This window comes from Modicisalibacter luteus DSM 23508 (genome assembly GCF_000378505.1).
Taxonomy (GTDB): Bacteria; Pseudomonadota; Gammaproteobacteria; order Pseudomonadales; family Halomonadaceae; genus Modicisalibacter; species Modicisalibacter luteus.
Map to the genome: position 1 here is coordinate 185,404 of NZ_KB899996.1, position 25,290 is coordinate 210,693.

The window sequence follows — 25,290 nt, forward strand, 5'->3', positions numbered from 1 at the left end:
CGATGCTTTCAAGACGCCAACCTCGCTACAGTGAGAAGATCTGGCGCAGATCCGGGGCTTCGTCTTCCTGCTCGTCGATCGACAGCGACGCCTCGATGGCCTTGAGATGACGCCCCATGAACGCCGTAGCGCGGTCGGCCTTGCCAGCCTCGAGATAACTTATCAGGTCTTCATGATCGTGAGACTCGCAGCCGAGGTGGCCCGACGCGCCATAAACGGCAAGGATCAACGAGGAACGTGAGCACAGCCGGCCAATGAACTCGGCCAAGGCGGCATTGCCCGACAGTTGCGCCAGACGCTCGTGAAACTCGGCCGAGAGCTTGATCGCGGTACTCTGCTCGCCGCTTTTCAGTGCCTTGCGCTCGCGGGCCGCCAGCTCACGCAGCTCGCGGGCATCGGCTGCGGTCATGCGCCGCGCCACGGCTTCCATGACGCCGCACTCCACCATTTGCCGGGCCGCGAAGACATCGCGGGCCTCCTCGGCGGTGGGCCGGGTGACGCTGGCGCCGCGGCGCGGGGTCAACGTCACCAGATGCTCCAGTGCCAGACGCTGCAGGATCTTGCGAATGCCGGTACGACTGACACCGAATACCTCAGCCAGAGCATCTTCGCGCAGACGCGCCCCGGGGCGCAGCCTATGCTCGATGATGGCATCGCTAATGGTGCGGTAGATGGCATCGTGACGCTCGGCCCCATCACCGTTCTTGCCGCGGCGTCGCTTGGGCGCGGTATCGCCGCCGGCCTTTTCCGCACTGTCAGCCACTTGCTGGGGCTCGGTCATGATCAGCTTTCCCCGCTCTTCTCATCGATGCCCCCATTGTATACGCATAAGCCGGTCAGCGACGACTCGCGTCCGGTCCCCTGGCCCAGCGTGAGGGCCAGGGCATGGCGATACGGACGGGTACGATTCCGTGTATTACTTCTCCTTCTCCCAGGCTGCGATCTCCTCACGCTCCTCGTCGGTCATCTGGGTTATGTTGCCCAACGGCATATAGCCGCTGGCGACAACCTGCTTGATCTGCGCGATCTGGTTCACGATCTGCTCGCCAGTATCGAAGGCCATACCGGACGGTGCCGCGGTGAAGGCAGGATGCTCGGGCGCCTGAGCATGGCACTGCACGCAGCGGGCATCGATAATTTCGTGGATACGCTCCAGCGAGGCGCCTTCGTTGGCCGGCGCGGAGGCGGCGTCTTCACCGGCAGCCGGCGCATTGCTGACGCTAGGCGCTGCAATCCATACGTTGAGCAGGATCAGCACGGCCCCAGCGGCGGGATAGGCCGGCTTGATGCTGCCGGCATGCATCAGTACGAAGAACTGACGGATCAACGCGCCAGCAAAGATGAACAGCGTCATGATCAGCCATGCATGCTCATGCGAGTACATGAACGAATAGTGATTGCTGAGCATCAGCAGCACGACGGGCAGCGTGAAGTACGTGTTATGCACCGAACGCTGCTTGCCTCGCTTGCCGTCTAGCGGATCGGGGGCCGCGCCGGCCTTCATGGCTTTCACCATGCGCCGCTGGCCGGGAATGATCCAGAAGAACACATTGGCCGACATCGCCGTAGCCATCACCGCCCCGGTGAGCAGGAAGGCAGCGCGCCCGGCAAAGATCTGCGTGCTCAGGTAAGCGACCAGAACCATCATCACAGCCACCGCCACGCTGAGCAGGCCGTCGCGCTCCATGTTGGGACTGAGGCGCTTGCAAAGCTCGTTGTAGACGACCCAGCCGGCCAGCAGGAACAGCAGGGCCACGACATTGGCCTGCCAACCGGACATGCTGGCGGCCCAGGCCCAGTCGGCGGAAGGGTCGATCAGATAGAACTCGGGATTGGCCAGGTACAGGGTGATGAACAGGGCAAAGCCCGACAGCCATGTGGTATAGGCTTTCCAGAACGACCAATGCAGATCGTCGGGAAGCTTGTCCGGGCTCGTGGCGTATTTCTGGTTGTGATAGAAGCCGCCGCCATGGACTGCCCACAACTCGCCGAAGATCCCCTTGCGCTGGTCTTCCGCCGCCTTGGGCGGGCGCAGGCTATTATCCAGCATGACAAAGTAGATCGATTCGCCAATCCAGGCGATAGCAGCGATGACATGCAACCATCGCAGCAGCATGTTAAGAAAATCCTGAAGATACGCTTCCATGAAGGGACTCTCGTCTCGGCAATTTGTTATTGGACTCGAAGCGGGGCGCGATTAGCTGCCCCGGTAAGTCGAGTAGCCGAAGGGCGAGAGCAGCAAGGGCACATGGTAGTGCTGGCTGGCATCGGCCACGCCAAAGCGCAGCGGGATACGATCCAAAAAGCGCGGCGAACTGCCTGCGTCGCCTTGGGCATCCAGATAGTCACCGGCATGGAACAGCAGCTCATATTCTCCTGCGGTGAAATTATCGCCCTCCAAAATCGGAGCATCACAGCGCCCATCGTCATTAGTGATCACCTCGCCAAGCCGAGTGCGCTGCCCTTCATCGATACGGAAAATCTCGATGCGCAGGCCATGCCCCGGGCAGCCCCGGGCGGTGTCCAGCACGTGTGTCGTCAGTCGTCCCATGGTGGCGCTCCTCTTGTTCTGCCCTCTTGGGGGTAGTTCACGTAGCGGCATTCGCCGTGGCCGTTATCATGAAGACAGTTTTAGCGCTTTAAGAGATACAGTACAAAGTTTTTTTGTATACAGTTTTATATTAACGTTTATCCAACCACTCGCTAGCCAAGGACAACAACCATGACCGAGCCATGTCTTTTTCCTCGCCCCAGCACCCTGGACCGGGACGCTTTTGTCAGCCACTACGGCGACATCTACGAACATTCGCCCTGGATCGCCGAACTCGCCTGGGAACGCGGCCTGGATCAGGCTCAGGATACCCCTGCGGGCCTGGCCGAGGTCATGGGAAGAATCCTCACCGAGGCCTCGGCCGAGCGCCAACTGGAGGTGATCCGGGCCCACCCCGATCTGGCCGGCAAGGCCGCCAAGCAGGGCGAGCTGACTGTGGATTCAACCCGTGAACAGGCCGGCGCCGGACTTGACCAATGCTCTGAGGAGGAGTTCGAGCGCTTCCATCGCTACAACGAGGCCTACAAGGCCCGTTTCGGCTTTCCCTTCGTGATGGCCGTCAAGGGCAGCGACCGCCACAAGATTCTCGCCGCCTTCGAGACCCGCCTGGCGCACACGCCCGACGAGGAACGACGTACCGCGATCGAACAGATCAACCGCATTGCCCGGTTTCGTCTGGATGATCGCGTCGCTGACTAGGTCCCCCGCAACCCTGGCGGAATCGCGAAAATGGAAACCCATTCCGCCAGGGCGGACAGCCGTGTTGCTAGCGTGTATCCTTGAACGCCAGTGGACGCGTTGAGGAGAACTTGGGCGTGACGGAAACCAGACGCAAACCGGTCGGTCGCCCGGCAGGATCCGGTAAGAGTAGTAGCGGGCACAGCCAGTCGCTGGTGCGCGGGCTCAACATTCTCGAAGGCCTGGCAGCGGCGCCGTCCGGGCTGGGCCTGTCCGATATCGCCCAGATTGTCGGCCTGGCGCCTTCGACCACGCACCGCCTGCTTCAGGCCCTGCACAAGCAGGGGTTCATCACCCAGGACGGTGATCTGGGCTTGTGGAAGATTGGTGTCAAGACATTCCAGATCGGCAACACCTTTCTTGAGGCGCGGGACTTCGTGGCCACCGCCCGCCCCTATCTGCGCCAGCTGACCCAGGAAACCGGCGAGACCGCCAACCTGGGCATCCGTGACGAAGGTATGGCGGTATTCCTCGCCCAGAGCGAATCGTCGCAGATGATGCGCATGATTACCCGCCTGGGCTCGCGTGCGCCACTGCATGCCTCAGGTGTTGGCAAGGCTCTGCTAGCCTGGCTCCCCGACCGGGAAGTGGAGAAGATCCTTCAGGCACGCGGGCTCAACCGGGTGACCGAGAATACGCTCGACACCCCTTCCCGGCTTCGTGAAGGTCTGGCTGAGATTCGTCGACAGGGTTATGCCTGCGATCGCGAGGAGCACGCTATTGGCCTGCACTGCGTCGCAGCGTCCATCCATGATGAACATGCCAACCCGCTTGCGGCGATTTCGGTCTCCGGCCCGGTTGCACGTATTCCCGAATCACGCCTGGCCGAACTTGGTGGCATGGTAAGTCGCGCCGCTCGCGAGATTACCCTGCAAATCGGCGGTCGCCTGCCCACGCTGGAAGAGATCGCCAAGCGCGCCTGAGCGACGCGTCGCTTGCCTCCCCATGCTGAACGGCCCCGGCAACCATGATTGGCGCCGGGGCCGTTTCGGTGCGGCATGTCGTACCGAAGACTCAGGTATTGAGCACAACGCCGCCGTTGAGGTGCAGTGTCTGGCCCGACATGTAAGAAGATTCTTCGCTGGCCAGATAGACGTAGGCCGGCCCTATCTCGCTGGGCTGAGCAGCACGATCCATGGGCACTTGCCCGCCGAACCCTTCAACCTTTTCCTCGGGGAAGCTGGCCGGGATCAACGGGGTCCAGACCGGGCCAGGCGCCACGGCATTGATGCGAATGCCCTTGCTGGCCAGCGGCGTGGCAAGTGAGCGCACCAACCCTTGAATGGCACCCTTGGTGGCGCTGTAGTCGATCAGCGATGGGTTGCCCTTGAAGGCATTGACCGACGAGGTGCCAATGATCGTATCGCCCTCGCTCAGATGCGGCAGGACCAGCTTGATCAAGTAGAAATGGCTGAAAATGTTGGTCTGGAAGGTACGTGTCAGCTGATCATCGGGGATCTGGGTGATATCGTCCCAGGCGTGCTGCTCGGCGGCATTATTGACCAGGATGTTGAGCTTGCCGAAGACCTGCAGCGCCTTGTCGACGGCCTCACGGCAGAACGCCGGATCGCCGACATCGCCCTTGATCAGCTCGCAGCGGCGGCCTTCCGCCTCGATCAGCGCCCTGGTGTCCTCGGCATCACGATCCTCATCGAGATACACCAGCACACAATCGGCGCCCTCCCGGGCATAGTGCACAGCCACGGCACGCCCGATGCCGCTGTCGCCGCCGGTGATCAACGCCACCTTGTCCTTGAGCTTGTCCGTACCGCGGTAGCTGGCGCGGATAAATTCCGGTTCCGGCTGCATCTCGTGCTCATCGCCGGGCTGTTGCTGTCGCTGGGGAGGAAACTTTTCATCGGCCATGTGCATGCACTCCTGTGTCGCACTGGTTGGGAAAAGGCGCCATTCTCCTTCGGCGCCGATGACGCATGGCCTACTGAAGATAGAAAGCGCACTCGACGACGACAAGCGAAGCCTGCAGCACCTCTCAGTGATGTCCGCGGCCAGGGCGGTTACACTAGCCCCCACTTTGTTGCCACCGTCATGCCGAGGCCGCTGCGATGAGTTCTCACCTGCTCTCCGTCGATTCCCTATCCCGCGATCACGTCGATCACCTGTTACGCGTCGCTAGTCGCATGGAACCGATTGCCCAGCGACGCAAGATCACCCGGGTGCTGGAGGGTGCCGTGCTCGGCAACCTGTTCTTCGAGGCCAGCACGCGCACCCGCGTCAGCTTCCATGCTGCATTCTGCCGCCTGGGGGGCAGCGTTTGCGACACTACCGGTTTCACCTTCTCGTCGATGGCCAAGGGCGAGTCACTCTACGACACCAGCCGAGTAATGAGCGGCTATTGTGACGCCATCGTCATGCGCCACCCCGATCAGGGCTCGGTGGCCGAATTCGCCCAGGCGACCAATGTGCCGGTAATCAACGGTGGTGACGGTCCGGGCGAGCACCCCAGCCAGGCGCTGCTCGACCTGTATACCATCGACAAGGAATTCACGCGGCTTGGCAAGACGCTGGCCGGTGCCCACCTGCTGTTGACCGGCGACTTGAAGTACGGGCGCACCGTGCATTCGCTGATCAAGCTGCTATCGCTTTACGCCCCGATGCGCATCACACTGGTATCGCCGCCCGGACTGGAGATGCCCAGCCACCTCGTCGATCTGGTCGCCTCGCGCGGACATCAGGTCGAACTGCGCGAGAGTCTGTCCAGCGATTTCGGCGACCTGGACGTGATCTACACCACCCGCATTCAGAAGGAGCGCTTCACCGAGGAAATGATGGAGAGTTTCTCCGGCGTGTCCCAGGACTTCACCATCGACCGCGCCTTTCTCGACCAGCGCTGCAACGACACCACCATCGTCATGCACCCGCTGCCGCGCGACAGCCGGCCGGGCGCCAATGACCTCAACGTCGATCTCAACGGCGACCCACGCCTGGCGATCTTCCGCCAGACCGACAATGGCATCCCCGTACGGATGGCGATCTTCGCCACCCTGCTCGAGGTCGAGGACCAGATCGAGAAGGACCTGCGCGACGTCAAATGGTTCGTGCCGAGGAAGCTGGGCGTGGACGACCGCGAGTTCTAGGCTCGCCGACGTCACTCGCGACGTGACGGCAGTCCCTCGTTGCTTGCAAACCAACCCTCGAGGATCAACTGCGCAGCCAGGCCATCGACGCCTTCCTCGCGGTAGTTGCCACGATGGCCTGCCTCTCGGGCGATGGCCTTGGCCTCGAACGTCGAGCCACGCTCGTCGACCATCTCGCAGGGCTTGCCGTAGCGCCCGTAGAGCCGCTTGCCGAACTTGCGGGCCCGCAGGCTCATCTCGGACTCGCTGCCATCCATGTTGAGCGGCAATCCGACCACGAAAAGATCCGGACGCCACTCCTCGACCAACCGTGTCACCACGTTCCAGTCGGGGATACCGTCACGGGCCGGGAGCGGGTCCAGGGCCGAGGCGCTGGCCAGCAGTTCGTTGCCCACCGCCACACCGATGCGCCGCGTGCCGAAATCGAAGGCCAGGATCAACCGCTCCCCCGCTCCTGCCATCAACTGTGTCCTATCTGGCTGGTCAACAGGTTCAGGTCGATGCCGAGAATTCCTGCAGCGGCATTCAGGCGCTGTTCCGGGGGTAAATCGAAAATGATGCCCGGCTGCGCCTCGACCGTCAGCCAGGTATTTTCCTTGAGCTCGTTCTCGAGCTGGCCCGCCTCCCAACCACAGCAGCCCAGGCAGATCAGAAAGGTATCCGGCCCCTTGCCGGCGGCAAGCGCGTGCAGCATGTCCATTGACGTGGTCAGCGCCACGTCATCGGCGACCTGGATACTCGAATCCCACGGCTCACTGCTGCCTCGGTGCAGAATGAAGCCACGGTCCTTGTGGGTCGGTCCACCGTAATACACCGGCGTGTCGCGCACCGGGCATTCATCGGCATCGATATCGACCTGTTCGAACAGCACGTCGAGCGTCAATTCCAGCGGATGGTTGACGATGATGCCCATGGTGCCGTTCTCGTCATGGTCGCACAGATAACTGAGACTGCCGGCGAAGTTGGGATCCTCGAGGTGAGGCATCGCCAGCAGGAAATGATTGCGCAAGCTTTGCATGTGCCTCCTGGGCGTCAACGTACGCCGAAGTTATTCCCTTTGCCGAAACGCCAGACCCGCGTGATGGTCAGCGTGTCGCGTTCACCCATTCCGCGATCGAAGGGTCGGTAGGGCGCTGCACCCTGGATCGTCTGCAGGGCAGCCTGGTCGAGTTCGGGATACCCTGATGATTGTATCACCTCTGCCTGGCGTACCTGACCATCGCTGCCAATGACGACCCGAATGCGTAGCTGACCCTCCAACTCCGACGGCGCTGGATAGAAGCGGTTGCCATAAGTCTCGACGCGCCGGGTCCAGTCCGCAATATAGCGGGCCTCGGCGGCACGCCGAGCGGCCTTCTGATCGCGATCGCCGGTCGTCTCGGTGGTTGGCGAGGACTCGAATCCTCGCTCACGGATACTCGATGTCGCCTGGGCGAGCAGGGCCTGCCCGCTGGGCGCCGTTCGGGACTTCGGGGGTGAGGCTGGAGCACTGGGCTGCGAAGGCGCCGGTGGGGAAACCGGCGCCTCGGTGGGCTCCGGCCGCGGAGGCGTTGCGGACTCGGGCGGAACCTGTGGCTCGGGTGGGGCCTGTGGCCTGGACAACGTTTCCGGAGTCGGGGGCTCGGACGGCGCTGCGGGCTTATCGGGTGCTACAGGCGTTCCCGACGACGTGTCGACCCGCTCGCGACGGACAGCCTGCTGATTGGCCTCGGCAATGGCCTGGGCGGCGCCTGGCTCGACTGACGGCTGGGTAACGAGTACCACGTCGAGACTGGTCGGCTCGCGAGGGACCCACTCGCTGTCGATCTGCCAGGCAGCAATCCCGGCAAATACCAAGGCGTGCAGTGCCAGCGCTACCGCCCACGCCGCCAACTGACGATGCCGACGTCCGACCGGTACACGACGCACAAGGCTGCCCGGCGATCCAGCCATGGTACAGCCCTGCCTACGCTCCCAGCCGACGCACGATAGCGTCCATCAGCAGGCCGGCGATGTCGGTGCCGCGCTGATCGTCGATCTCTCGCACGCAGGTCGGGCTGGTGACGTTGATTTCGGTTATGTAGTCGCCGATCACGTCGAGCCCGACGAACATTAGCCCCTTTTCCTTAATGACCGGCTTGACCTGCTCGACCAGCCACATGTCACGTTCGGTCAGCTCACGGCTGACACCGCGACCGCCAGCGGCCAGGTTGCCGCGGGTTTCGCCAGCCATCGGAACGCGTGCCAGGCCGTAGGGCACCGGCTCGCCATCAACCAGAAGAATACGGGTATCGCCGGCGCTGATCTCGGGAATATAGCGCTGGGCCATGATCTGACGCTGGCCACGCTCGGTGAGCATCTCGATGATCGCCCCCAGGTTGCGACCTTCCGGTTGGACATGGAATATCCCGGTGCCGCCCATGCCATCGAGTGGCTTGTAGATCACGTCGCCATGCTCGGCATGAAAGGCGCGCAACACCTTTTCGTTGCTCGATACCGTGGTCGGCACACAGCACTGAGGGAACTGCTGGGCAAACAGTTTCTCGTTGCACTCCAGCAGCGCACGGGTGGGGTTGACCACAAGCACGCCCTCGCGCTCGGCAAAACCCAGCAGGTGAACCGCATTGGAGAACTCGGTATCGACGGGTGGATCCTTGCGCATCAGGATCACGTCGAGCTCGGCCAGCGACCTGGAGCTTGGCTCCCCTAGGGCATACCAGCTGTTAGGGTCGCGATAGACGGTCAGGTCGCGCATGCGCGCCATGGCGCGACCATTGGCGAGGAACAGATCTTCCTGCTCCATGTAGTGCAGCGACCAGCCCCGGTCCTGGGCGGCCCACAGCATCGCCATGGTGGTGTCCTTCTTGTAGGCAATGGCCCCGATGGGGTCCATCACCACACCGATCTTGAGAGCGGGTTGACTCATGGTTGGGCTTCCATGGCAGTAGAAAACGATGGGCGCAGTATGACGCAGCCCGCAGAACAGGACCAAGGCCGAATTGGGGGCCGGTCAATCGCTTTGCTCGTCGAACTGACGGCGAATGCCGCTCTCCTCGATGGTGATCTGGCGACGCTTGTAGAGCCGGCCGATGGCCTGCTTGAAGGCGCTCTTGCTGACACCGAGCCGGGCCTTGATCGCCTCGGGCGGACTCTTGTCGCTCAACGGCAGGTAACCGCCACTCTCCCGCAGGGCGGCAAGCACCTTGTCACCGACCACGTCCAGGCGTGCCTCGCCCGGCGGCATCAACGCCAGGTCCAGGCGACCGTCGTCGCGTACCCGGCTCACATAGCCGGTCAGGCGCTGGCCACGACGCAGCGGCTGAGTCACCGCATCGTGATAGAGCAGGCCCCAGTAACGATGGTCGACCACCGCCTTGTAACCGAGGTCGGTGCGTTCGGCGATGATCAGCTCGACCCGGTCGCCCGATGCCAGACCCTCGGAGACATCACGCAAGAAGCGGTCGAGGCGCATCGAGGCGATTGGGCGGCCTTGGGCATCTTCGCTCACCATGATCAGCACACGCTTGCCGGGGTCGGGCCGGAAACGCTGCTCACCGTAGGGCAGCAGAAGATCCTTGGGGCCGCCCCAGTCCAGAAAGGCACCGGTCTCGTTGACCGTCACCACCGTCAGATAGGCGACTTCACCGACGGCAACCTGCGGGCTACCGGCGGAACGCCCCTGGGATGTCCGGGACATGGCAATTTCCTGCAAGAGTAGGGAGTGTAGCGGTACGCGTGAAACGGTAAGAGTAGAACTACAGGTCGCCGAAGTGGTGCTGCAACAGCGTCAGGGCGACGACCGGCGCCGTCTCGGTACGCAGAATACGCGGGCCGAGGGTCAATGACATGAAGCCCGCCTGGCCGGCCTGTTCGACTTCAGACGTGGATAGCCCGCCTTCCGGCCCGATCAGCAGCGCTGCGCTGGTCACGCTCTTGGCCGCCTGCCAGGGCGACTCGGTAGCCGGGTGCAACACCAAGCGTAGCCCCTCGTCCCGCGCCTTCAGCCAGTCGGCCAGCGACTGCGGGGCATGAACGGTCGGCACGGTAGCGCGCCCGCACTGCTCGCAGGCGCTGATGGCCACGCCCTGCCAATGCGAAAGCTTCTTGGCCTCGCGCTCGCCCTTTAGGCGCACGTCGCCATGTTCGGTGTACAGCGGAGTAATCGCCGCCACACCCAACTCCACGGCTTTCTGGATGGCATAGTCCATACGATCGCCCTTGGAGATCGCCTGCCCCAGATGGACGGCCAGAAGCGACTCACCATGTCCGAGAATGACCTTGTCGATGCGTGCCACCACCCGCTTGCGAGTGGCCTCGACGAGTACGGCCGCGGCCTCATGGCCGCGGCCGTCGAACAAGGTCAGCGCCGCGCCCTCGCGAAGGCGCAGCACGGTTGCGACATGGCGCGCCGCGCCCTCCGGCAAGGTCAGCTCGGCATCGGCAGCCAGCTCGGCGTCGACATGGATGCGCGGTCCTGACAGATCGCTTGCCATATTACTGCGCCGTGTCGCTGCCTTCGGCCTGGCGCTGCTTCTTCTGGGCGTACATGGCCTCGAAGTTGACCGGCGCCAGCATCAGCGGAGGGAAGCTACCACGATTGACCAGGTTGTCGATGCACTCACGTGCGTAGGGGAACAGCACATTGGGGCAGAACGCACCCAGGGTATGATCGAGCTGCTCGCCCTGAAGCCCGGCGATACGGAACAGGCCAGCCTGCTCAACCTCAACCAGGAACGAGGTGTTGCCGCTTTCGGCATGCGACACCTGGGCGGTGACCTTGATGACGACTTCGTAGAGATCCTCGCCAACCTGTTCACTGGACGTGTTCAGGTCCAGGCCGACCTTGGGCTTGAACGGCTGCTGGAACACTGCCGGAGAGTTCGGCGATTCGAAGGAGATGTCCTTCACGTAGATGCGCTGCAGCGAGAACTGGAGCTGCTGATTCTGGCCCTGTGCGGCCTGATTGTTGTCTTCCGCCATGCTCATGATTCCTTAAATGCGATGCGTTGCGTGCCTATTTCTTGACCACCGGCAGGCTATCGGCCTGCCACTGGGCCATGCCGCCCTTGAGCTTGACCGCACGGCTGAAGCCGGCCTTGGTCAGCTTGGCCACGGCGAGTCCCGATGACTGGCCATGCTTGCAGACGACGATCACTGGCTTGTCCTTGAACTTCTCGAGCTCGGACATGCGGTCGTCGAGGCGACTCTGGGGGATATTGCGTGCGCCGGCGATATGGCCCGCCTTGAAATCGTTGGCTTCGCGAATGTCGACGATAACGCCGTCCTCGCGATTGATCAGGGTCGTGGCCTGGCTGGAGTCGACGCCGTGATTGCCGCGCTGGAACTCGTAGGCGAGCCAGGCCGCAAGCACAATCAGAAATGCGCCCACCAGAAGCGGGTGATTCTGCACGAATTCGAACAGCTGATCGATCATGGGTCCGGATAACTCTTGTTGAGGTCTACCCTATTTTTCGGGCGCGCCCAGTATACACGAGCCATGGCGATGCGTCCGTCACTCGCGCAGGCTATGACGCCCGCGACCTGCCTGCGTTATGATGCAGCACGACAGCGCATGCCGTGAAACCGTGCAGGGACGCCGGTGCAGAAACCAGCAAGTCACGCGAAACCGCTTCGCGACACACCGGAACACCCCCGCCAAGGCGAAACGTATCGATACAGCAAAGCGAGGCCCCCAATGACAGACACAGCCGCTACCCGCCCACGTCCGGTGGCATTGATCATCCTCGACGGTTACGGTCACAACGAATCGCCCGACCACAACGCCGTGTATGCCGCCAGAACGCCGGTCATGGATCGCCTCGAGCAGACCTATCCCAGCGGTTTGCTGCACACCGATGGCAAGCATGTCGGCCTGCCCGACGGCCAGATGGGCAACTCGGAAGTTGGCCACATGAACCTCGGCGCCGGGCGCATCGTCTATCAGGACTTCACGCGTATCACCAAGGCCATCGAGGATGGTGAACTCGCCAGCATCGAGACGTTGACCGCACCTATCGATGCCGCGGTCGAGGCCGGCCGTGCGGTGCACCTGCTCGGCCTGCTGTCGCCTGGTGGTGTGCACAGTCACGAGGATCATATTCTGGCTGCTGCCGAGCTGGCTGCACAGCGCGGCGCCAAGCGCATCTACATCCATGCCTTCCTTGATGGCCGTGACACCGCCCCCAAGAGCGCCCGCCCCTCGCTGGAGCGCACCAATGCCAAGCTGGCGGAGCTGGTCGGTAGGGAGCACGGTTTCGTCGCCTCCATCGTGGGTCGCTACTTCGCCATGGACCGCGACAATCGCTGGGATCGTGTCGAGCAGGCCTACCGGATAGTCACCGAAGGCGTCGGCGAGCATAGCGCCGAGTCCGCCGAGGCTGGCCTGGATGCCGCCTACGAACGTGGTGAAAACGATGAGTTCGTGGCGGCCACCAGCATCCGCCCGGCCGGCAAGCCGGTCGTCATGGAGGACGGCGACGCCGCCATCTTCATGAACTTCCGTGCCGATCGCGCCCGCGAGTTGACCCGCGCCTTTGTCGAAGATGATTTTGACGGTTTCACCCGCCAGGCGCGTCCCAAACTGGCCGCCCAAGGGCTGGTGATGCTGACCCAGTACGCCGCCAATATTCCTGCCCCGTGCGCCTTCCCGCCGGTGGACCTGCACAACACCCTTGGCGAAGTGGTAGCCAAGCGTGGCATGACCCAGTTGCGCATCGCCGAAACCGAGAAGTACGCCCACGTGACGTTTTTCTTCTCCGGCGGTCGCGAGGCTGAATTCGACGGCGAAACCCGCGAGCTGATTCCCTCACCCAAGGACGTCAAGACCTACGACGAGAAGCCCGAGATGAGTGCTTTCGAACTCACCGACGTCTTGGTCGACGCCATCGATGCCGGCAAGTACGACCTGATCGTCTGCAACTACGCCAACGGCGACATGGTCGGCCACAGCGGCGATTTCGATGCTGCGGTCAAGGCCATCGAGGCGGTCGATACCTGCCTGGGCCGGGTCGTCGAGGCAATCGAGCGCGCCAACGGCGAGTGTCTGGTCACTGCCGACCACGGCAATGCCGAGCAGATGGTCCACCCGGAAACCGGTGCCCCGCAGACCGCACACACCACCTTCCAGGTGCCGCTGGTCTACGTCACCCGTCGTCAGGCCAGCCTGCACGAAGGTGGCCGACTGTGCGACATCGCCCCGACGTTGCTGACCATGATGGGCGAGCCGATCCCCGACGAGATGACCGGCAACGTGCTGATCGAGTACCGCTGAGCACCATGCACCGTCTCGACCCACTGCGCGCCGCCATGATGGCGGCGCTGCTCGTCCTGGCACCGTTGAGCATGCCTGTAGCCCAAGAGCGTCCCAGTGAAGGCGATGCCAAGGCCCGGGTCGATGCCCTTGGGCGCGACATCCAGGCACTCGATACACGCCTCGAAGAGACCCGGGATGCACGCAGCGATGCGAGCCGACAGCTGGAGAAGGTCGAGACGGCACTGGGAGAGATTCACCACCGGCTCGATGCTCTGCAGGCTGAACGCCGGCAGCTGGACGACGAGATCGTCACCCTCGAGGCGCAGCAACGCGACTTGCAGGCTCAACAGGCCGCTCAGCGCCAGGCCTTGGGCGAGCAGGTCGCTGCGCTCTATCGCCTGGGCGACACGCCCCAGCTGAAGCTGCTACTCAACCAGGACGACCCGGCACGCCTCGATCGCATGCAGACCTATCTCAATTACCTCGCCGAGGCGCGTCAGGCACGTATCGAGGCCCTGGCCCGTCTCGACCGGGAGCTGGCCGACAACCGCGAGGCTCTGACCCAGCGTCGAACCCGGCTAGACACTCTGGTCAGCGAACTCGACGCGCAGAGCGCCACATTGGCATCGCGCATGCGCGAGCGCCAGGCGCTGGTGGCCAAGCTCGATGCACGCTATGCCAGTGAGCAGTCGCGCCTGGGGGATCTGCGCCAGGACCGCGCCCACGCCGAGCGTGTGCTCGAGCAGGTGCGCCGGGAACTCAAGCGCCTCGATCAGCCCCCGCCAACCACAGCGATCGCCAAGACTCAGGGCAAGCTCCCCTGGCCAGTGCAGGGAGAAGTGGTATCCACCTTCGGCAGCGGCGATGGCGTCAACCGCAATGGCCTGCTGATCACCGCCAGCGAAGGCACGCCAGTGCGTGCCATCCATGCCGGCCGAGTGGTCTTTGCCGACTGGATGCGCGGTTTCGGCAACCTGCTGATCATCGATCACGGTGATGACATCATGTCGCTCTACGCCCATGTCCAGCGCTTCAACGTCGGCGTCGGCGACCGGGTGGGGAACGACCAGGTGATTGCTGCTGTCGGTAATACCGGAGGACGCCCCAGCCCGGGCCTCTATTTCGAGGTGCGTCGTGGCGGCGAGCCAATCGACCCACGAACCTGGATAAGCAAGCGCTGACAGCGAGCGGATATAGAACTGGCCCCAATCGTAACGCTATGCTGTAGCCCTAACCGCCATGACCTGGAGAGAGCATGCGCCTTCCCCTTTTGACCTGGTTACTGCCGACGCTGCTGCTCAGCCTGCCGGGCGCCACGCTCGCAGCGCCCGAAAGCGAGGCCAAGGACGACCTGCCAGTAGCCGATATCCAGACCTTTGCCGAGGTCTTCGAACGCATCAAGCGTGCCTATGTCGAGGAAGTCGACGATAGCACCCTGCTGCGCAACGCCATGCGCGGAATGCTCGGTGAGCTGGACCCGCACTCGGCCTACCTGGACAGTGAAGACTTCCAGGCCCTGCGTGAGTCCACCCAGGGCGAATTCGGTGGCATCGGCATCGAAGTCGGTATGCAGAATGGTCAACTCACGGTTATTGCGCCCCTCGACGACACGCCGGCGGCCGAGGCCGGGTTACAGCCCCGCGACACCATCCTGCGCATCGACGATCAGCCCACCGACCGGCTGTCGCTCGAGGAAGCCGTGTCGTTGATGCGCGGCGAGGCCGGTACCGAGATCGAATTGACGATTCTGCGTAGCAGCGAGTCCACCCCGCGCACGGTGACCCTGACGCGCCAGGCCATCCGCAGTGACAGCGTGAAGAGCGAGATGCTCGAGCCGGGGTATGGCTATCTACGCATCAGCCAGTTCCAGAACCGTACCGGTGAACAGATCCGCCAGGCACTGGCCGACCTGCAGACCCAGGCGCCACTGAAGGGCCTGATCCTCGATCTGCGCAACAACCCCGGTGGCGTGCTCGACGGAGCCATCGAGGTCGCGGATGCATTTCTCGGTGACGGACTGATCGTCTATACCGAAGGCCGCCTCGAAGATAGCGACTTGAGCTTCAGCGCCACCCCGGAGAGCGCAGCCCCTGATGTTCCCGTCGTGGTGTTGATCAATGGCGGTAGCGCCTCGGCGGCAGAGATTGTTGCCGGTGCCCTGCAGGATCAGCAACGCGCCATCATCATGGGTACGCGCAGCTTCGGTAAGGGCTCGGTCCAGCAGGTCATGCCGCTGGGCAACGGCGATGGGGTCAAGCTGACAACAGCGCTGTACTTCACCCCCAATGGTCGCTCGATCCAGGCCCAGGGCATCGAGCCCGATGTCGAAGTCGTGCGTGGCCGTCTCGAGATTGCCGAGTCGTCGGGCCTGGAGATCCGTGAAGCGGACCTGCGTGGCCACCTGGAAAACGTCAACGGCAGAAGCACAGGACCGCGTCCTTCCGGCGACCCGGTGCAGGACTATCAGTTGGGTGAGGCGCTCAACCTGCTCAAGGCACTGAATGTTCTTGAGCCGCGCTTCTCGGGGCGCGGCCGGGCCGACTAGCTTTTCTTAAAGCTCTGTCTAGAAATCGGCGAGCGATGGCCAGGTGTTTTTAGCGGCAGGAAGCCGGTAGGCGCCCTCGTTCACCGATCGCCTGGCGCATCAACAAACGTTTGACCGGCCCCAGGCGATCGACGCCGGACAGCCCGACATTGCGCACAAGGCGCAGTGCCGGGTGCTCGGCCCCGAACAGCAACCGAAAACCGTCCATCAGCGCCAACATGGCCGTATTGTCGCCCCGCCGACGGCGTGCGTAGCGCGATAGGATACGCACGTCACCCTGCTCGGCGCCCCGCCGCCGCGCCTCGATCAGCTCTTCAGCCAGGACGGCGGCATCCATGAAGCCCAGGTTCACCCCTTGTCCGGCCAAGGGGTGGATGCTATGGGCCGCATCGCCGACGAGGGCCAGCCCCGGTTCGACATAGTGCCCAGCGTGGCGCTGGGTCAAGGGGATGTGCACGGCATCGTCGATGGGCTCCACCGTGGCCAGCCGGTGTTCAAAGGCAGCAGCCATTTCGCGCCCCAGGGCTTCGCGAGGCAGCGCACAAAGCCGTGCCGCCTCATCCGGCGACGTCGACCACACGATCGAGCAATAATGATCGTCACCGGCCACACTCAGCGGCAGGAAGGCCAACGGACCACTGGGCAGGAATACCTGGCGGGCCACGCCGCCATGTCCCCGCCCCGTACGGACGGTGGTCACCAGCGCTGCATGGCCGGTGTCACGGGATGACACGTCGATACCGGCCAGCTCGCGCAACTGCGATCGGGCCCCGTCGGCGGCCACCACCAGCGGCGCCAAAAAGTGCCGGCCATCGGCCAGGATCAGCCGGCGCCCCACGGCCGTGGTCTGCAGGGCGTCCAGGCGTGCCTCAAATACCTGGCTGACACTGGGCAACTCAGCCAGGCGCGCTTCCAGCGCCGCCAACATGACATCGTTTTCGACGATGTGGCCAAGGACGTCGGTCCCGGCCTGATCGGCGTCGAAGGTTATCTCGCCGCTACCCTCAGCGTCCCACACCTGCATGCCGGTATATGGCGTTACCCGCCGTGCTGCCATGGCCGGCCAGGCTCCGAGGCGCTCGAGCAGACGCTGACTGACTGGCGTCACCGCACTGACTCGCTGCGCCAGCTTCCCCCGCCCGACCGCCTCGCCATCCAGCGGTCCGGGGCGCGCATCCAGTACTGTCACCGCCACCCCGGCCTCGCCAAGCAGGCACGCCAACGATGCCCCCACCAGTCCACCACCGACGACGATCACTTCTGCCTGTGTCTGCGATTCGTTCATGGCTTTCCCCAGCTTCATGAAGGTCAGAAAAATTTCGTCAGGTTCATCGTGAGCGATGGCATAGCAAGGCGAAAACTGTCGAAAGCGCGGATTGGCTTGAGTAAATGCGCGCTTGTAACCCTTTCAACACAGCTACGCAGAGCGCAGCAGAACCTGTGAGTCCTCAGCGTTCCAGCCCCATGGCTCGTCTGGCAAACGCCCGGCGCAGCGGTCCTGCCAGATTCAGCCCAACCAACCCTGCGGCCCGCGCATGCGACAGCAACGGATGCGTCACCCCAAACAGGCGGATCAGGCCGTCGCTGAAGCGGATCACGTTGCGGCGATCGAGGTCGCGACGGGTCTCGAAGTCATTCATGACCGTCACGGCGCCCGGCGATTGCCCCGTCTCGATTCCGGCGTCTAGCGCCGCCACGAGGTCCATCACGCCGCGCAGCGCCAGGTTGAAGCCTTGCCCGGCCACGGGATGCAAAGCATGTGCGGCGTTGCCCAGCACGGCCAGGCCGGGGCGAACGCTTTCTTCGGCGGTGACCAGCGTCAAAGGGTAGACGTGGCGGCGCCCGACGCGGCGAAAACGCCCGGCCCGCTCGCCGAAGACCCGTTGTAGCCTCGCAAGAAAATCACCATCGCTCAGTGCCAGTGTCCCGCGCTCCTCACCGGCGGCATGCGTCCAGATCAGTTCCATGCGATTGCCGGTCAACGGCAGTAAGGCCAGAGGCCCTTCGGCGGTAAACCGTTCGTAAGCCACGCCGCGATGTGGCTGGCTGACCTCAAGCGTGGTGATCAGTGCCGCCTGTTCGTAGGATGCCTCATGACTGGCGATGCCCAGGCGCTCCTTGAGACCTGAACGCCCCCCATCGGCCAGGACTGTCAAACCTGCATTGAGTTCGCTGCCATCGGATAACCGCAAGCGATACCCCTGCGGCGACGCCGCGATATCCTCGACCCGCGCCGGACAGTGCCAATCAAGATCGATATCTGCCAGCCGGTCGTGCAGAACTCGCCCCATCCACGCATTGGGGAGAACGTAGCCCAGCGCATCGACCCTTAATTCGCCGGCAGTGAGGCGTGTCGCTCCCAGGCGGCCGCGCTCACTGACGTGAATCATCTCGATGGGCTGCGCCTCGCGTGCCAGCGCATCCCACACCCCCAGGGTCTGAAAATGCCGACGTGAGCCTTGGGCAATGGCACTGGCGCGGGCATCGAAACTGGGCTGGTAGCCCTGCATTCCGTCGGCGGGCAAGGCACTGGCCTCGATGACGGCGACCCGCAGCCCGTGCCGGCGAATCAGCGGCGCCAGTGCGCAGCCCAAACTGGCGCCCACCAAGCCACCACCGATGATGGCAATGTCCACTCGCTCGGTGTGATTCACGTCCTGCCTCGCATAGCAATTATCCTTATTACGTAAATTACGTATTGCAGCATGAGCAGCGATAGTCACTGATCATTTTTTCATCATCAGTGCCTGAATATCCTCTACTCGCTTGGGCACTCCCGAGGTCAGTACCTCATGCCCCTCGGTAGTGACCGCGACATCATCCTCGATGCGAATGCCGATACCACGCAGTGGCTCGGGAATATCCTCATCCTCGGGAAGGTAGAGACCGGGTTCCACGGTAAGCACCATGCCCGGCTCCAGCCGCCGCGGCTCGCCATCGCGTCGATAGCCACCGACATCGTGTACGTCGAGTCCCAGCCAATGCGAAGTGGAGTGCAGGTAAAAGCGACGATAGCTTTCGTCTTCGACACGCGCTTCAACACTACCTTCAAGCAAGCCCAGCTCGATCAGCCCAGCCGTCAGATCGTTCACCACCCCCTGATGGATCTCGGCGAGCGTGACACCGGGCGTTACGGCCTGTACGGCCCGTTCCTGGGCGGCCAGCACGATTTCGTAGACGCGCCGCTGTTCAGGCGTGAAACGGCCATTGACCGGGAAGGTGCGGGTGATGTCACCGGCATAGATGTCGTACTCGACGCCGGCATCGATCAGCACCAGGTCACCGTCGCGCAGTGGGCTGGCATTCTCGATGTAGTGCAATACACAGGCGTTGGCGCCACCTCCGACAATGGTGCTATAGGCCGGTCCTTGCCCGCCCTGCCACAGGAACTCGTGCTCCAGCTCGGCCTGCAAGTGATACTCGTATAGGCCCGGCCGGCTGGTGCGCATGGCACGCACGTGCGCCCGCGCGGAGACCTCAGCGGCATGACGCATCAGGGCCAGCTCAGCCTCACTTTTGATCAAGCGCTGCTCATGGATAAGGTAGGCTACATCGCACAAAGCACGGGGCGGTTGGGCACCCTGGCGCATCCGGCTACCGAGTTCGCGTCGCACCTCTTCGGCCAGTGCGAAGGCCGCCTCGTCGTCCAGCGGCAGATAGACCGCTTCACGACCATCCAGCAGCTCATACAAACGCTCGTCGCGCTCGGCGTTTTCGAAGGCCTGATCGATGCCGAATTGTGCCTCGGCGCCCTCGGCGCCAATGCGAATGCCGGTCCAGGCTTCCTTGGCGGGGTCCTTATCCTGACAGAACAGTACGGCCTCGCCAGCGTCGCGACCGGGTAACAGCACCAGTAAGGCGTCCGGCTCGGGAAAACCCGTCAGGTAATGAAAATTGCTCTCCTGACGAAAGGGGTACTCACTGTCATTGCTGCGTGTTGCCAGCGTGGCCGCAGACAACAGAACGGCACTGCGCGGAGGCAGGGCCGCCATCAAAGCCTGACGACGCCCCCGGTATTCTTCCAGGCTGATGGCCGCCGGGCGCGGCAGGATGTCATGTGACATTCGCTTTCCTCATTGCTGGGGTTCGTTGTCGGCCTGTTCCACCTGCGGTCGACCCGGGTGCTGTTCGGTATACAGCAGCATCGCCGCCATGCGCGCATGCTCGGTCAACGCAAACAGGTCGTTCTCATTCTCGGCATCGTCCTCCAGAGCCAGGTCGTCGATGCCGGCAAGCACCTCGAGATCCTCGATGGCCTCGCGCAGGTTGGCCGACCAGGCATCACGGGTCTCGGCACTCACCTCGCCGACGACCTCGAGAAAACCCAGGGTCCATTCACGCAGCCCGCGGGCCCGCTCAGCCAGCGAGAACATGTCATCGGGCAATAGCGGCTCGTAGTTGAGTTCCGCCGCGGAAAGCGCTTCCAATACCTGGCGACGCCAAGTCAGCAGAACCTCGCCCTGGTCACGGTCCTTCGGTTGTTCGACGCCCATTGCGGCACACACTTCCTCGAGCCAGGCGTCGGCGGATAAATCGTGCAGCGCCAGGCCGGACGCCAGGCGGCCGTCGAGAAACGCTGGCGACTGCAGGCTGCCGTGAACCAGAAAAACGTTGGCGATGGTGGAAAAGTCGTGCTGGTCGTTGATGATCGACATGGTTATCCGTAGCGAGTGGAAGGGATTCGACGGCCGAGGCGCCTCTATCGTGGTCAACCCAGGCCGGATGCGGCGGCGTGAGCTACATTGACCGGCCCATACCGCCTCTCTATAGTGGCCGAAACTGTCTGCATCTTACCGTATCGGGCCCTGCCTTGGCCCACCCCCAGTCCCAGGAGCCAGCCATGAGCGATGACAAGCGTTCGACGACGGAGATCACCCTGCTGGGGCGCAGCTACGTCATCGCCTGCCCACCCGAGGAACGCCCCCAGCTGGAGCGGGCCGCGCGCTATCTGGACCGCGCCATGCATGGAATCCATTCCCGCGGCAAGGTCCTCGACTCGGAGAAGGTTGCCATCATGGCCGCCCTCAATATCGCTCACGACCTGATTCGCATCCAGGACGAGCATCGAGCCGGGGAGGAAAACCTGGCCCGTCTCAATGAGCGTCTCGGCCAGGCCCTCAACGGCATGCCCGGGCCCAAGGAGCCGGCATCGTGATTGCGCGGCACATATCTTTGGCGACCGCCACCAGCCTCTGTTAGGATGAAGACGTTCCCTGGGGTGTGCGCCAGTCGCTGAAGTCCCTCGAGCCTATGCGCAGTACCCAGGGGGCCAATAGCTAGGCAGGCCCGTGTGCATGTCCGCGCGACGGAAAGCCTGACGGCCTGCCTGCGGCCACCCACCTTGAACCAGTGGGTTCAAGGGCCAGAGCGACAACGGCACTCTGGGGAACTCATATCCCACCACGGGAATCGGCACGCGCTGCAGGATTCCCTGTTTTCCGTCTCAACGCCTTGCCGGTCAGCCGTGGATTTCGATACCGACTCCGTTACCGTTAGCCTGTCCCAGCATCAGCGTCGCAGGAACCTGCGGCGGGAGTTACGCCAGCGCCGCCGCGCGCTGTCGCCCATGCAGCGCCGTCGTGCCGCCGTGTCACTTGGTAAGCGCCTGCGCGGCCTGCCGGAAGTTCAGCGCGCCCGGCGAATTGCCATCTACCTGCCCAACGACGGCGAGATCGACGTCACCGTACTGTTACCCTGGCTGAAACACCGCGGCGCCAAGGTTTATCTTCCGGTGCTTCGCCCGCTATCCGACAATCGCCTGTGGTTCGTGCATTTCCACGAAGCGACGCCCATGGTGGCCAACCGCTTCGGCATTCGCGAGCCGCATACCCGCCATGGCGCCCACCGCGCCCGGCGCTTGCCGCCCTGGGCCCTGGATCTGGTTTTGTTGCCCCTGGTCGGCTTCGACGATGCCGGCAACCGCATGGGCATGGGGGGTGGTTTCTACGACCGCAGCTTCGCCTTCGTGCGTCATCGCCGTCCGCGCCCGCGCCTGATCGGTGTGGCCCATGATTGCCAGCGTGTCGAACACCTCCCGGTGGCTTCATGGGATGTCCCGCTCGATGCCATCGTCAGCGATGCGCGGGTCGTCCGACCCGACCGCGATAGTTCCTAGGGCTTGTCTGGGAAGAAGTCGGCGAGCGATGGCCAGACGATTTTTTACGCCGTATGGCCAAGTGCAAGCACTTTTCGGATAGACCTAAAACGAGAACCGGCAGGCAACTTGCGTTGCCTGCCGGTTCGAAATCGTACTGTCCACCCTCGGCTCTTTGAGTTTCGCGAGCCGGGCACCGATCAGGTGCCTACGAATGTCTGAGCATAACCGGTTGCCACCACACCGAGACCGAAAATCAGTACCAGTGCCATGACCAGATCGGGCTTGCGCTTCATTAACCGCTCCGTAAAAAGTCGTTGTTCTACCTACCCCAGATAACAGGGGTGACTATAGGGCTACGCAAAAAGAATGACAACTGGTTAACTAACGTTTGCTTCAACGCCAGCCCAGACCACACGCCATCCACCATGTAAGCGAACGGTTACTAACTTCATCATTTGCGACCTTTCATCACTTATCGGCAGCCGCCGGGAAAACTGTTGGGCATGACATGCTTACCCTCAAGTTCCCCGGCGATTATCGTCATGCCCAGGTTTAAGCCATGAACAAACGATAAGCGGCGTTATCGGTTTCCTTCCAATAGCGATAGCCGATCCGGTCGAAGTATTCCTCGACGTGGCTGCGATCACCGTTGGGTATCTGCATACCGACCAACACGCGGCCATAAGCCGCCCCGTGATTGCGGTAGTGGAACAGAGAGATGTTCCAGTCGGCCGGCAGGTGGGTGAGGAAGTTCATCAGCGCACCGGGGCGCTCGGGGAATTCGAAGCGGTAGACCTGCTCCTCGAAGTGCTCCTTGGGCCGGCCGCCACCGAGATGACGAATGTGCAGCTTGGCGAGTTCGTTGTCGGTCAGGTCCTCGACCGGATAACCGGCCTCGCCAAGCTTGCGAATCAGCTCGGCACGATCGTCGCCACCGGGCTTGACCTGCACCCCCACGAAAATGTGCGCATCCTCGGGGTCGGCGTAGCGGTAATTGAATTCGGTAACCATGCGCTTGCCGATGGTACGACAGAACTTCTTGAAGCTACCCGCCCGCTCGGGAATGGTCACTGCCAGGATCGCCTCGCGCTGCTCGCCGAGTTCGGTGCGCTCGGCGATGTGCTGCAGGCGATCGAAATTGGTGTTCGCCCCGGAGTTGATGCACAGCAGGGTCTCGCCTTCGGCCCCGGTCTGCTGGATATATTTCTTTAGCCCGGCCAACGACAGCGCACCCGAGGTCTCCGATACGGCACGGGTATCCTCGAAGATATCCTTGACTGCCGCGCACATCTCATCGGTCGTGACGGTGATGACATCATCGATCAGATCACGGGCGATGGCGAACGGCACCTCGCCGATCTGCGCTACGGCCACCCCTTCGGCGAACACACCAACCTGATCGAGTACCACACGTTCGCCGGCCTCCAGTGCCGCCTTGAGGCAGGCACTATCCTCGGCCTCGACGCCGATCACCTTGATCTCGGGACGCAGGTACTTGACGTAGGCGGCCACCCCGGCGATCAGTCCACCACCGCCCACCGGCACGAAGATCGCATCGAGACGCCCAGTCTGCTGACGCAGAATTTCCATGCCCACCGTGCCTTGGCCAGCCACCACATCGATATCGTCGAACGGCGGGATGTAGGTGTAGCCATGCTCCTCTATCAATTCCATGGCGTGGGCCAGGGCCTCACTGAAGGCATCGCCGCGCAGGACCACCTTGGCCCCGCGTGCGCGCACCGCCTGGACCTTGATGTCCGGCGTGATGCGCGGCATCACGATCACCGCCTTGACCCCCAGCTTCTTTGCCGACAACGCGAGCCCCTGGGCATGGTTGCCCGCGGAAGCTGCGATCACGCCCTTGGCCTTCTGCTCGTCGGAGAGCATGACCATCTTGTTATAGGCACCGCGCACCTTGAAGGAATAGACCGGCTGCAGGTCTTCGCGCTTGATCAGAATCTGGTTGTTGAGACGGCGGGAAAGGAAGGAGGCCGGAGAAATCGGGGTTTCAAGTGCGGCTTCGTAAACGCGGGCCTGGAGTATCTTCTTGACGGTGTCTTCGAGCATCCTGGTGTCCTGAGAGATCGCGCGGGACCGGGGCTGGGAAAAGCCCCTATTGGTAGCAAAGGCAACACCCCGGCGTCCAGCGTATTGGCCGGACACCATTCAATCGGGGCAATGGGCTCGCCTATAATGGCATCTTTGCCATTCAGCCACGAGCCATCTATGACCCAGGACGAACTCAAGCGTGCAGTCGCTGCTGCCGCCATCGACGAAATCAAGCCCCTGCTGGGCAGCGATACGGTAATCGGCGTGGGCACTGGCTCCACAGCCAACCACTTCATCGACCTTCTGGGCGCGCTGCGGCATGACTTCAAGGGCGCCGTGGCCAGTTCCCAGGCCACCGCCGAGCGTCTCAAGGCTCAGGGCATCGACGTGTTCGAACTCAACCACGTCGGCAGCGTGCCGGTGTACGTGGACGGCGCCGACGAGATCAACCCGAAACTGGAAATGATCAAGGGCGGAGGCGCTGCACTGACCCGCGAAAAGATCGTGGCTGCCTGCGCCGAACGCTTCGTGTGCATCGCCGATGCTTCCAAGCGCGTCGCGGTGCTGGGTGGCTTCCCGCTGCCCATCGAGGTGATACCCATGGCGCGCTCGTATGTGGCACGCGAGCTGGTCAAGCGCGGCATCATGCCGGTCTATCGCGACGGGGTAGTCACTGACAACGGCAATCAGATCCTCGACTGCTACGACTTCCTGATCGAGGATCCGCAGCGCACCGAAGCCGATCTCAATAATATCGTGGGGGTAGTCACTAATGGCCTGTTCGCCGCACGCGGTGCCGATGTGCTTCTGCTGGGTAGTGAACGTGGCGTAGAGCGCATCACTGCCTAAGCTTCGCCCTTAAAAATCCCTGATGCCCGGTCACAGCACGTTGGAAACGCCTTCAACCGGGCAACATACCGCCTTGCAGTCTTGCGCCGTCACCACAGCTCCCGTGTGCAGAGCGGCAGCCTGGCATCGCCGACC

Annotated in this window: 26 protein-coding genes and 1 other RNA gene; 10 read left to right on the forward strand and 17 right to left on the reverse strand. The window is 62.9% G+C overall.

Features of this window, described 5'->3' with window-relative positions; translation table 11 throughout:
* Positions 1-25 precede the first annotated feature (25 nt).
* The 3 genes from F568_RS0113230 to uraH all read right to left on the reverse strand — a co-directional run bounded on the left by F568_RS0113230 (position 26) and on the right by uraH (position 2,551).
* Positions 26-781 (reverse strand): GntR family transcriptional regulator, encoded by a 756-nt coding sequence (locus tag F568_RS0113230; RefSeq protein WP_019019218.1) that lies wholly within the window; start codon positions 779-781, stop codon positions 26-28.
* A 135-nt stretch (positions 782-916) separates the two neighbouring features.
* Positions 917-2,146, reverse strand: a complete 1,230-nt coding sequence (locus F568_RS0113235; protein WP_026300536.1) for a urate hydroxylase PuuD — start codon at positions 2,144-2,146, stop codon at positions 917-919.
* Between the two features lie 51 nt (positions 2,147-2,197).
* Entirely contained in the window at positions 2,198-2,551 is a 354-nt protein-coding gene (gene uraH / locus F568_RS0113240) for a hydroxyisourate hydrolase (protein WP_019019220.1), read from the reverse strand.
* A gap of 171 nt (positions 2,552-2,722) precedes the next feature.
* Between uraH and uraD the strand changes: the two genes are divergently transcribed.
* On the forward strand, positions 2,723-3,250 hold the full coding sequence (uraD, locus tag F568_RS0113245) for a 2-oxo-4-hydroxy-4-carboxy-5-ureidoimidazoline decarboxylase (RefSeq protein WP_019019221.1): 528 nt from the start codon (positions 2,723-2,725) through the stop codon (positions 3,248-3,250).
* Positions 3,251-3,366: 116 nt separating this feature from the next.
* Entirely contained in the window at positions 3,367-4,212 is an 846-nt protein-coding gene (locus tag F568_RS0113250) for an IclR family transcriptional regulator domain-containing protein (protein WP_019019222.1), read from the forward strand.
* A gap of 91 nt (positions 4,213-4,303) precedes the next feature.
* Here F568_RS0113250 and F568_RS0113255 read toward each other — a convergent pair whose 3' ends face one another.
* A complete protein-coding gene (locus tag F568_RS0113255) occupies positions 4,304-5,155 on the reverse strand; it encodes an SDR family oxidoreductase (RefSeq protein WP_019019223.1) in 852 nt (283 codons plus the stop codon).
* 197 nt (positions 5,156-5,352) lie between these two features.
* On the opposite strand from F568_RS0113255, the gene F568_RS0113260 reads away from it, so the two are divergent.
* Complete coding sequence (locus F568_RS0113260; protein WP_019019224.1) at positions 5,353-6,384, forward strand: aspartate carbamoyltransferase; 1,032 nt, start codon at positions 5,353-5,355, stop codon at positions 6,382-6,384.
* 11 nt (positions 6,385-6,395) lie between these two features.
* Here the strand turns inward: F568_RS0113260 and ruvX are convergent, their stop codons facing one another.
* The 8 genes from ruvX to F568_RS0113300 all read right to left on the reverse strand — a co-directional run bounded on the left by ruvX (position 6,396) and on the right by F568_RS0113300 (position 11,797).
* Positions 6,396-6,845 carry a Holliday junction resolvase RuvX gene (gene ruvX / locus F568_RS0113265; RefSeq protein ID WP_019019225.1) on the reverse strand — a complete coding sequence of 150 codons (450 nt, stop codon included), beginning with the start codon at positions 6,843-6,845 and terminating at the stop codon, positions 6,396-6,398.
* Positions 6,845-7,402 carry a YqgE/AlgH family protein gene (locus F568_RS0113270; RefSeq protein WP_019019226.1) on the reverse strand — a complete coding sequence of 186 codons (558 nt, stop codon included), beginning with the start codon at positions 7,400-7,402 and terminating at the stop codon, positions 6,845-6,847. The genes ruvX and F568_RS0113270 overlap by 1 nt, the downstream gene beginning before the upstream one ends.
* A gap of 14 nt (positions 7,403-7,416) precedes the next feature.
* Complete coding sequence (locus tag F568_RS26095) at positions 7,417-8,316, reverse strand: energy transducer TonB (protein WP_019019227.1); 900 nt, start codon at positions 8,314-8,316, stop codon at positions 7,417-7,419.
* 13 nt (positions 8,317-8,329) lie between these two features.
* Entirely contained in the window at positions 8,330-9,289 is a 960-nt protein-coding gene (gshB, locus tag F568_RS0113280; protein WP_019019228.1) for a glutathione synthase, read from the reverse strand.
* A gap of 84 nt (positions 9,290-9,373) precedes the next feature.
* On the reverse strand, positions 9,374-10,060 hold the full coding sequence (locus F568_RS0113285) for a CvfB family protein (protein WP_019019229.1): 687 nt from the start codon (positions 10,058-10,060) through the stop codon (positions 9,374-9,376).
* A 58-nt stretch (positions 10,061-10,118) separates the two neighbouring features.
* Complete coding sequence (locus F568_RS0113290; RefSeq protein ID WP_019019230.1) at positions 10,119-10,856, reverse strand: 16S rRNA (uracil(1498)-N(3))-methyltransferase; 738 nt, start codon at positions 10,854-10,856, stop codon at positions 10,119-10,121.
* Position 10,857: 1 nt separating this feature from the next.
* A complete protein-coding gene (gene secB, locus F568_RS0113295) occupies positions 10,858-11,343 on the reverse strand; it encodes a protein-export chaperone SecB (protein ID WP_019019231.1) in 486 nt (161 codons plus the stop codon).
* Between the two features lie 34 nt (positions 11,344-11,377).
* The gene (locus tag F568_RS0113300) at positions 11,378-11,797 is read right to left on the reverse strand and encodes a rhodanese-like domain-containing protein (protein WP_019019232.1); all 420 of its coding nucleotides are present in this window, start codon (positions 11,795-11,797) and stop codon (positions 11,378-11,380) included.
* A 261-nt stretch (positions 11,798-12,058) separates the two neighbouring features.
* Between F568_RS0113300 and gpmI the strand changes: the two genes are divergently transcribed.
* From gpmI to F568_RS0113315, 3 genes are all read left to right on the forward strand, one after another.
* Positions 12,059-13,633 carry a 2,3-bisphosphoglycerate-independent phosphoglycerate mutase gene (gene gpmI / locus F568_RS0113305; protein ID WP_019019233.1) on the forward strand — a complete coding sequence of 525 codons (1,575 nt, stop codon included), beginning with the start codon at positions 12,059-12,061 and terminating at the stop codon, positions 13,631-13,633.
* A gap of 5 nt (positions 13,634-13,638) precedes the next feature.
* The gene (locus tag F568_RS0113310; RefSeq protein WP_019019234.1) at positions 13,639-14,796 is read left to right on the forward strand and encodes a murein hydrolase activator EnvC family protein; all 1,158 of its coding nucleotides are present in this window, start codon (positions 13,639-13,641) and stop codon (positions 14,794-14,796) included.
* Positions 14,797-14,870: 74 nt separating this feature from the next.
* Positions 14,871-16,160 carry a S41 family peptidase gene (locus F568_RS0113315; RefSeq protein ID WP_019019235.1) on the forward strand — a complete coding sequence of 430 codons (1,290 nt, stop codon included), beginning with the start codon at positions 14,871-14,873 and terminating at the stop codon, positions 16,158-16,160.
* A 49-nt stretch (positions 16,161-16,209) separates the two neighbouring features.
* On the opposite strand, the gene F568_RS0113320 is transcribed toward F568_RS0113315, so the two are convergent.
* From F568_RS0113320 to F568_RS0113335, 4 genes are all read right to left on the reverse strand, one after another.
* Positions 16,210-17,445 carry a UbiH/UbiF/VisC/COQ6 family ubiquinone biosynthesis hydroxylase gene (locus F568_RS0113320; RefSeq protein ID WP_229804262.1) on the reverse strand — a complete coding sequence of 412 codons (1,236 nt, stop codon included), beginning with the start codon at positions 17,443-17,445 and terminating at the stop codon, positions 16,210-16,212.
* A gap of 163 nt (positions 17,446-17,608) precedes the next feature.
* Positions 17,609-18,814 (reverse strand): 2-octaprenyl-6-methoxyphenyl hydroxylase, encoded by a 1,206-nt coding sequence (gene ubiH, locus F568_RS0113325; RefSeq protein WP_019019237.1) that lies wholly within the window; start codon positions 18,812-18,814, stop codon positions 17,609-17,611.
* Between the two features lie 72 nt (positions 18,815-18,886).
* Positions 18,887-20,224, reverse strand: a complete 1,338-nt coding sequence (gene pepP, locus F568_RS0113330; protein WP_019019238.1) for a Xaa-Pro aminopeptidase — start codon at positions 20,222-20,224, stop codon at positions 18,887-18,889.
* A gap of 9 nt (positions 20,225-20,233) precedes the next feature.
* Positions 20,234-20,815 carry a UPF0149 family protein gene (locus tag F568_RS0113335; RefSeq protein ID WP_019019239.1) on the reverse strand — a complete coding sequence of 194 codons (582 nt, stop codon included), beginning with the start codon at positions 20,813-20,815 and terminating at the stop codon, positions 20,234-20,236.
* A gap of 185 nt (positions 20,816-21,000) precedes the next feature.
* Between F568_RS0113335 and F568_RS0113340 the strand changes: the two genes are divergently transcribed.
* From F568_RS0113340 to F568_RS0113345, 3 genes are all read left to right on the forward strand, one after another.
* On the forward strand, positions 21,001-21,315 hold the full coding sequence (locus F568_RS0113340; protein ID WP_019019240.1) for a cell division protein ZapA: 315 nt from the start codon (positions 21,001-21,003) through the stop codon (positions 21,313-21,315).
* A gap of 52 nt (positions 21,316-21,367) precedes the next feature.
* Positions 21,368-21,552, forward strand: a non-coding RNA gene (ssrS, locus tag F568_RS24470) — 6S RNA.
* A gap of 72 nt (positions 21,553-21,624) precedes the next feature.
* Entirely contained in the window at positions 21,625-22,275 is a 651-nt protein-coding gene (locus F568_RS0113345; RefSeq protein WP_026300539.1) for a 5-formyltetrahydrofolate cyclo-ligase, read from the forward strand.
* Positions 22,276-22,809: 534 nt separating this feature from the next.
* Here F568_RS0113345 and ilvA read toward each other — a convergent pair.
* Entirely contained in the window at positions 22,810-24,423 is a 1,614-nt protein-coding gene (gene ilvA, locus F568_RS0113355) for a threonine ammonia-lyase, biosynthetic (protein WP_083933042.1), read from the reverse strand.
* Positions 24,424-24,483: 60 nt separating this feature from the next.
* On the opposite strand from ilvA, the gene rpiA reads away from it, so the two are divergent.
* On the forward strand, positions 24,484-25,155 hold the full coding sequence (gene rpiA / locus F568_RS0113360) for a ribose-5-phosphate isomerase RpiA (RefSeq protein WP_019019244.1): 672 nt from the start codon (positions 24,484-24,486) through the stop codon (positions 25,153-25,155).
* Positions 25,156-25,290: the final 135 nt, after the last annotated feature.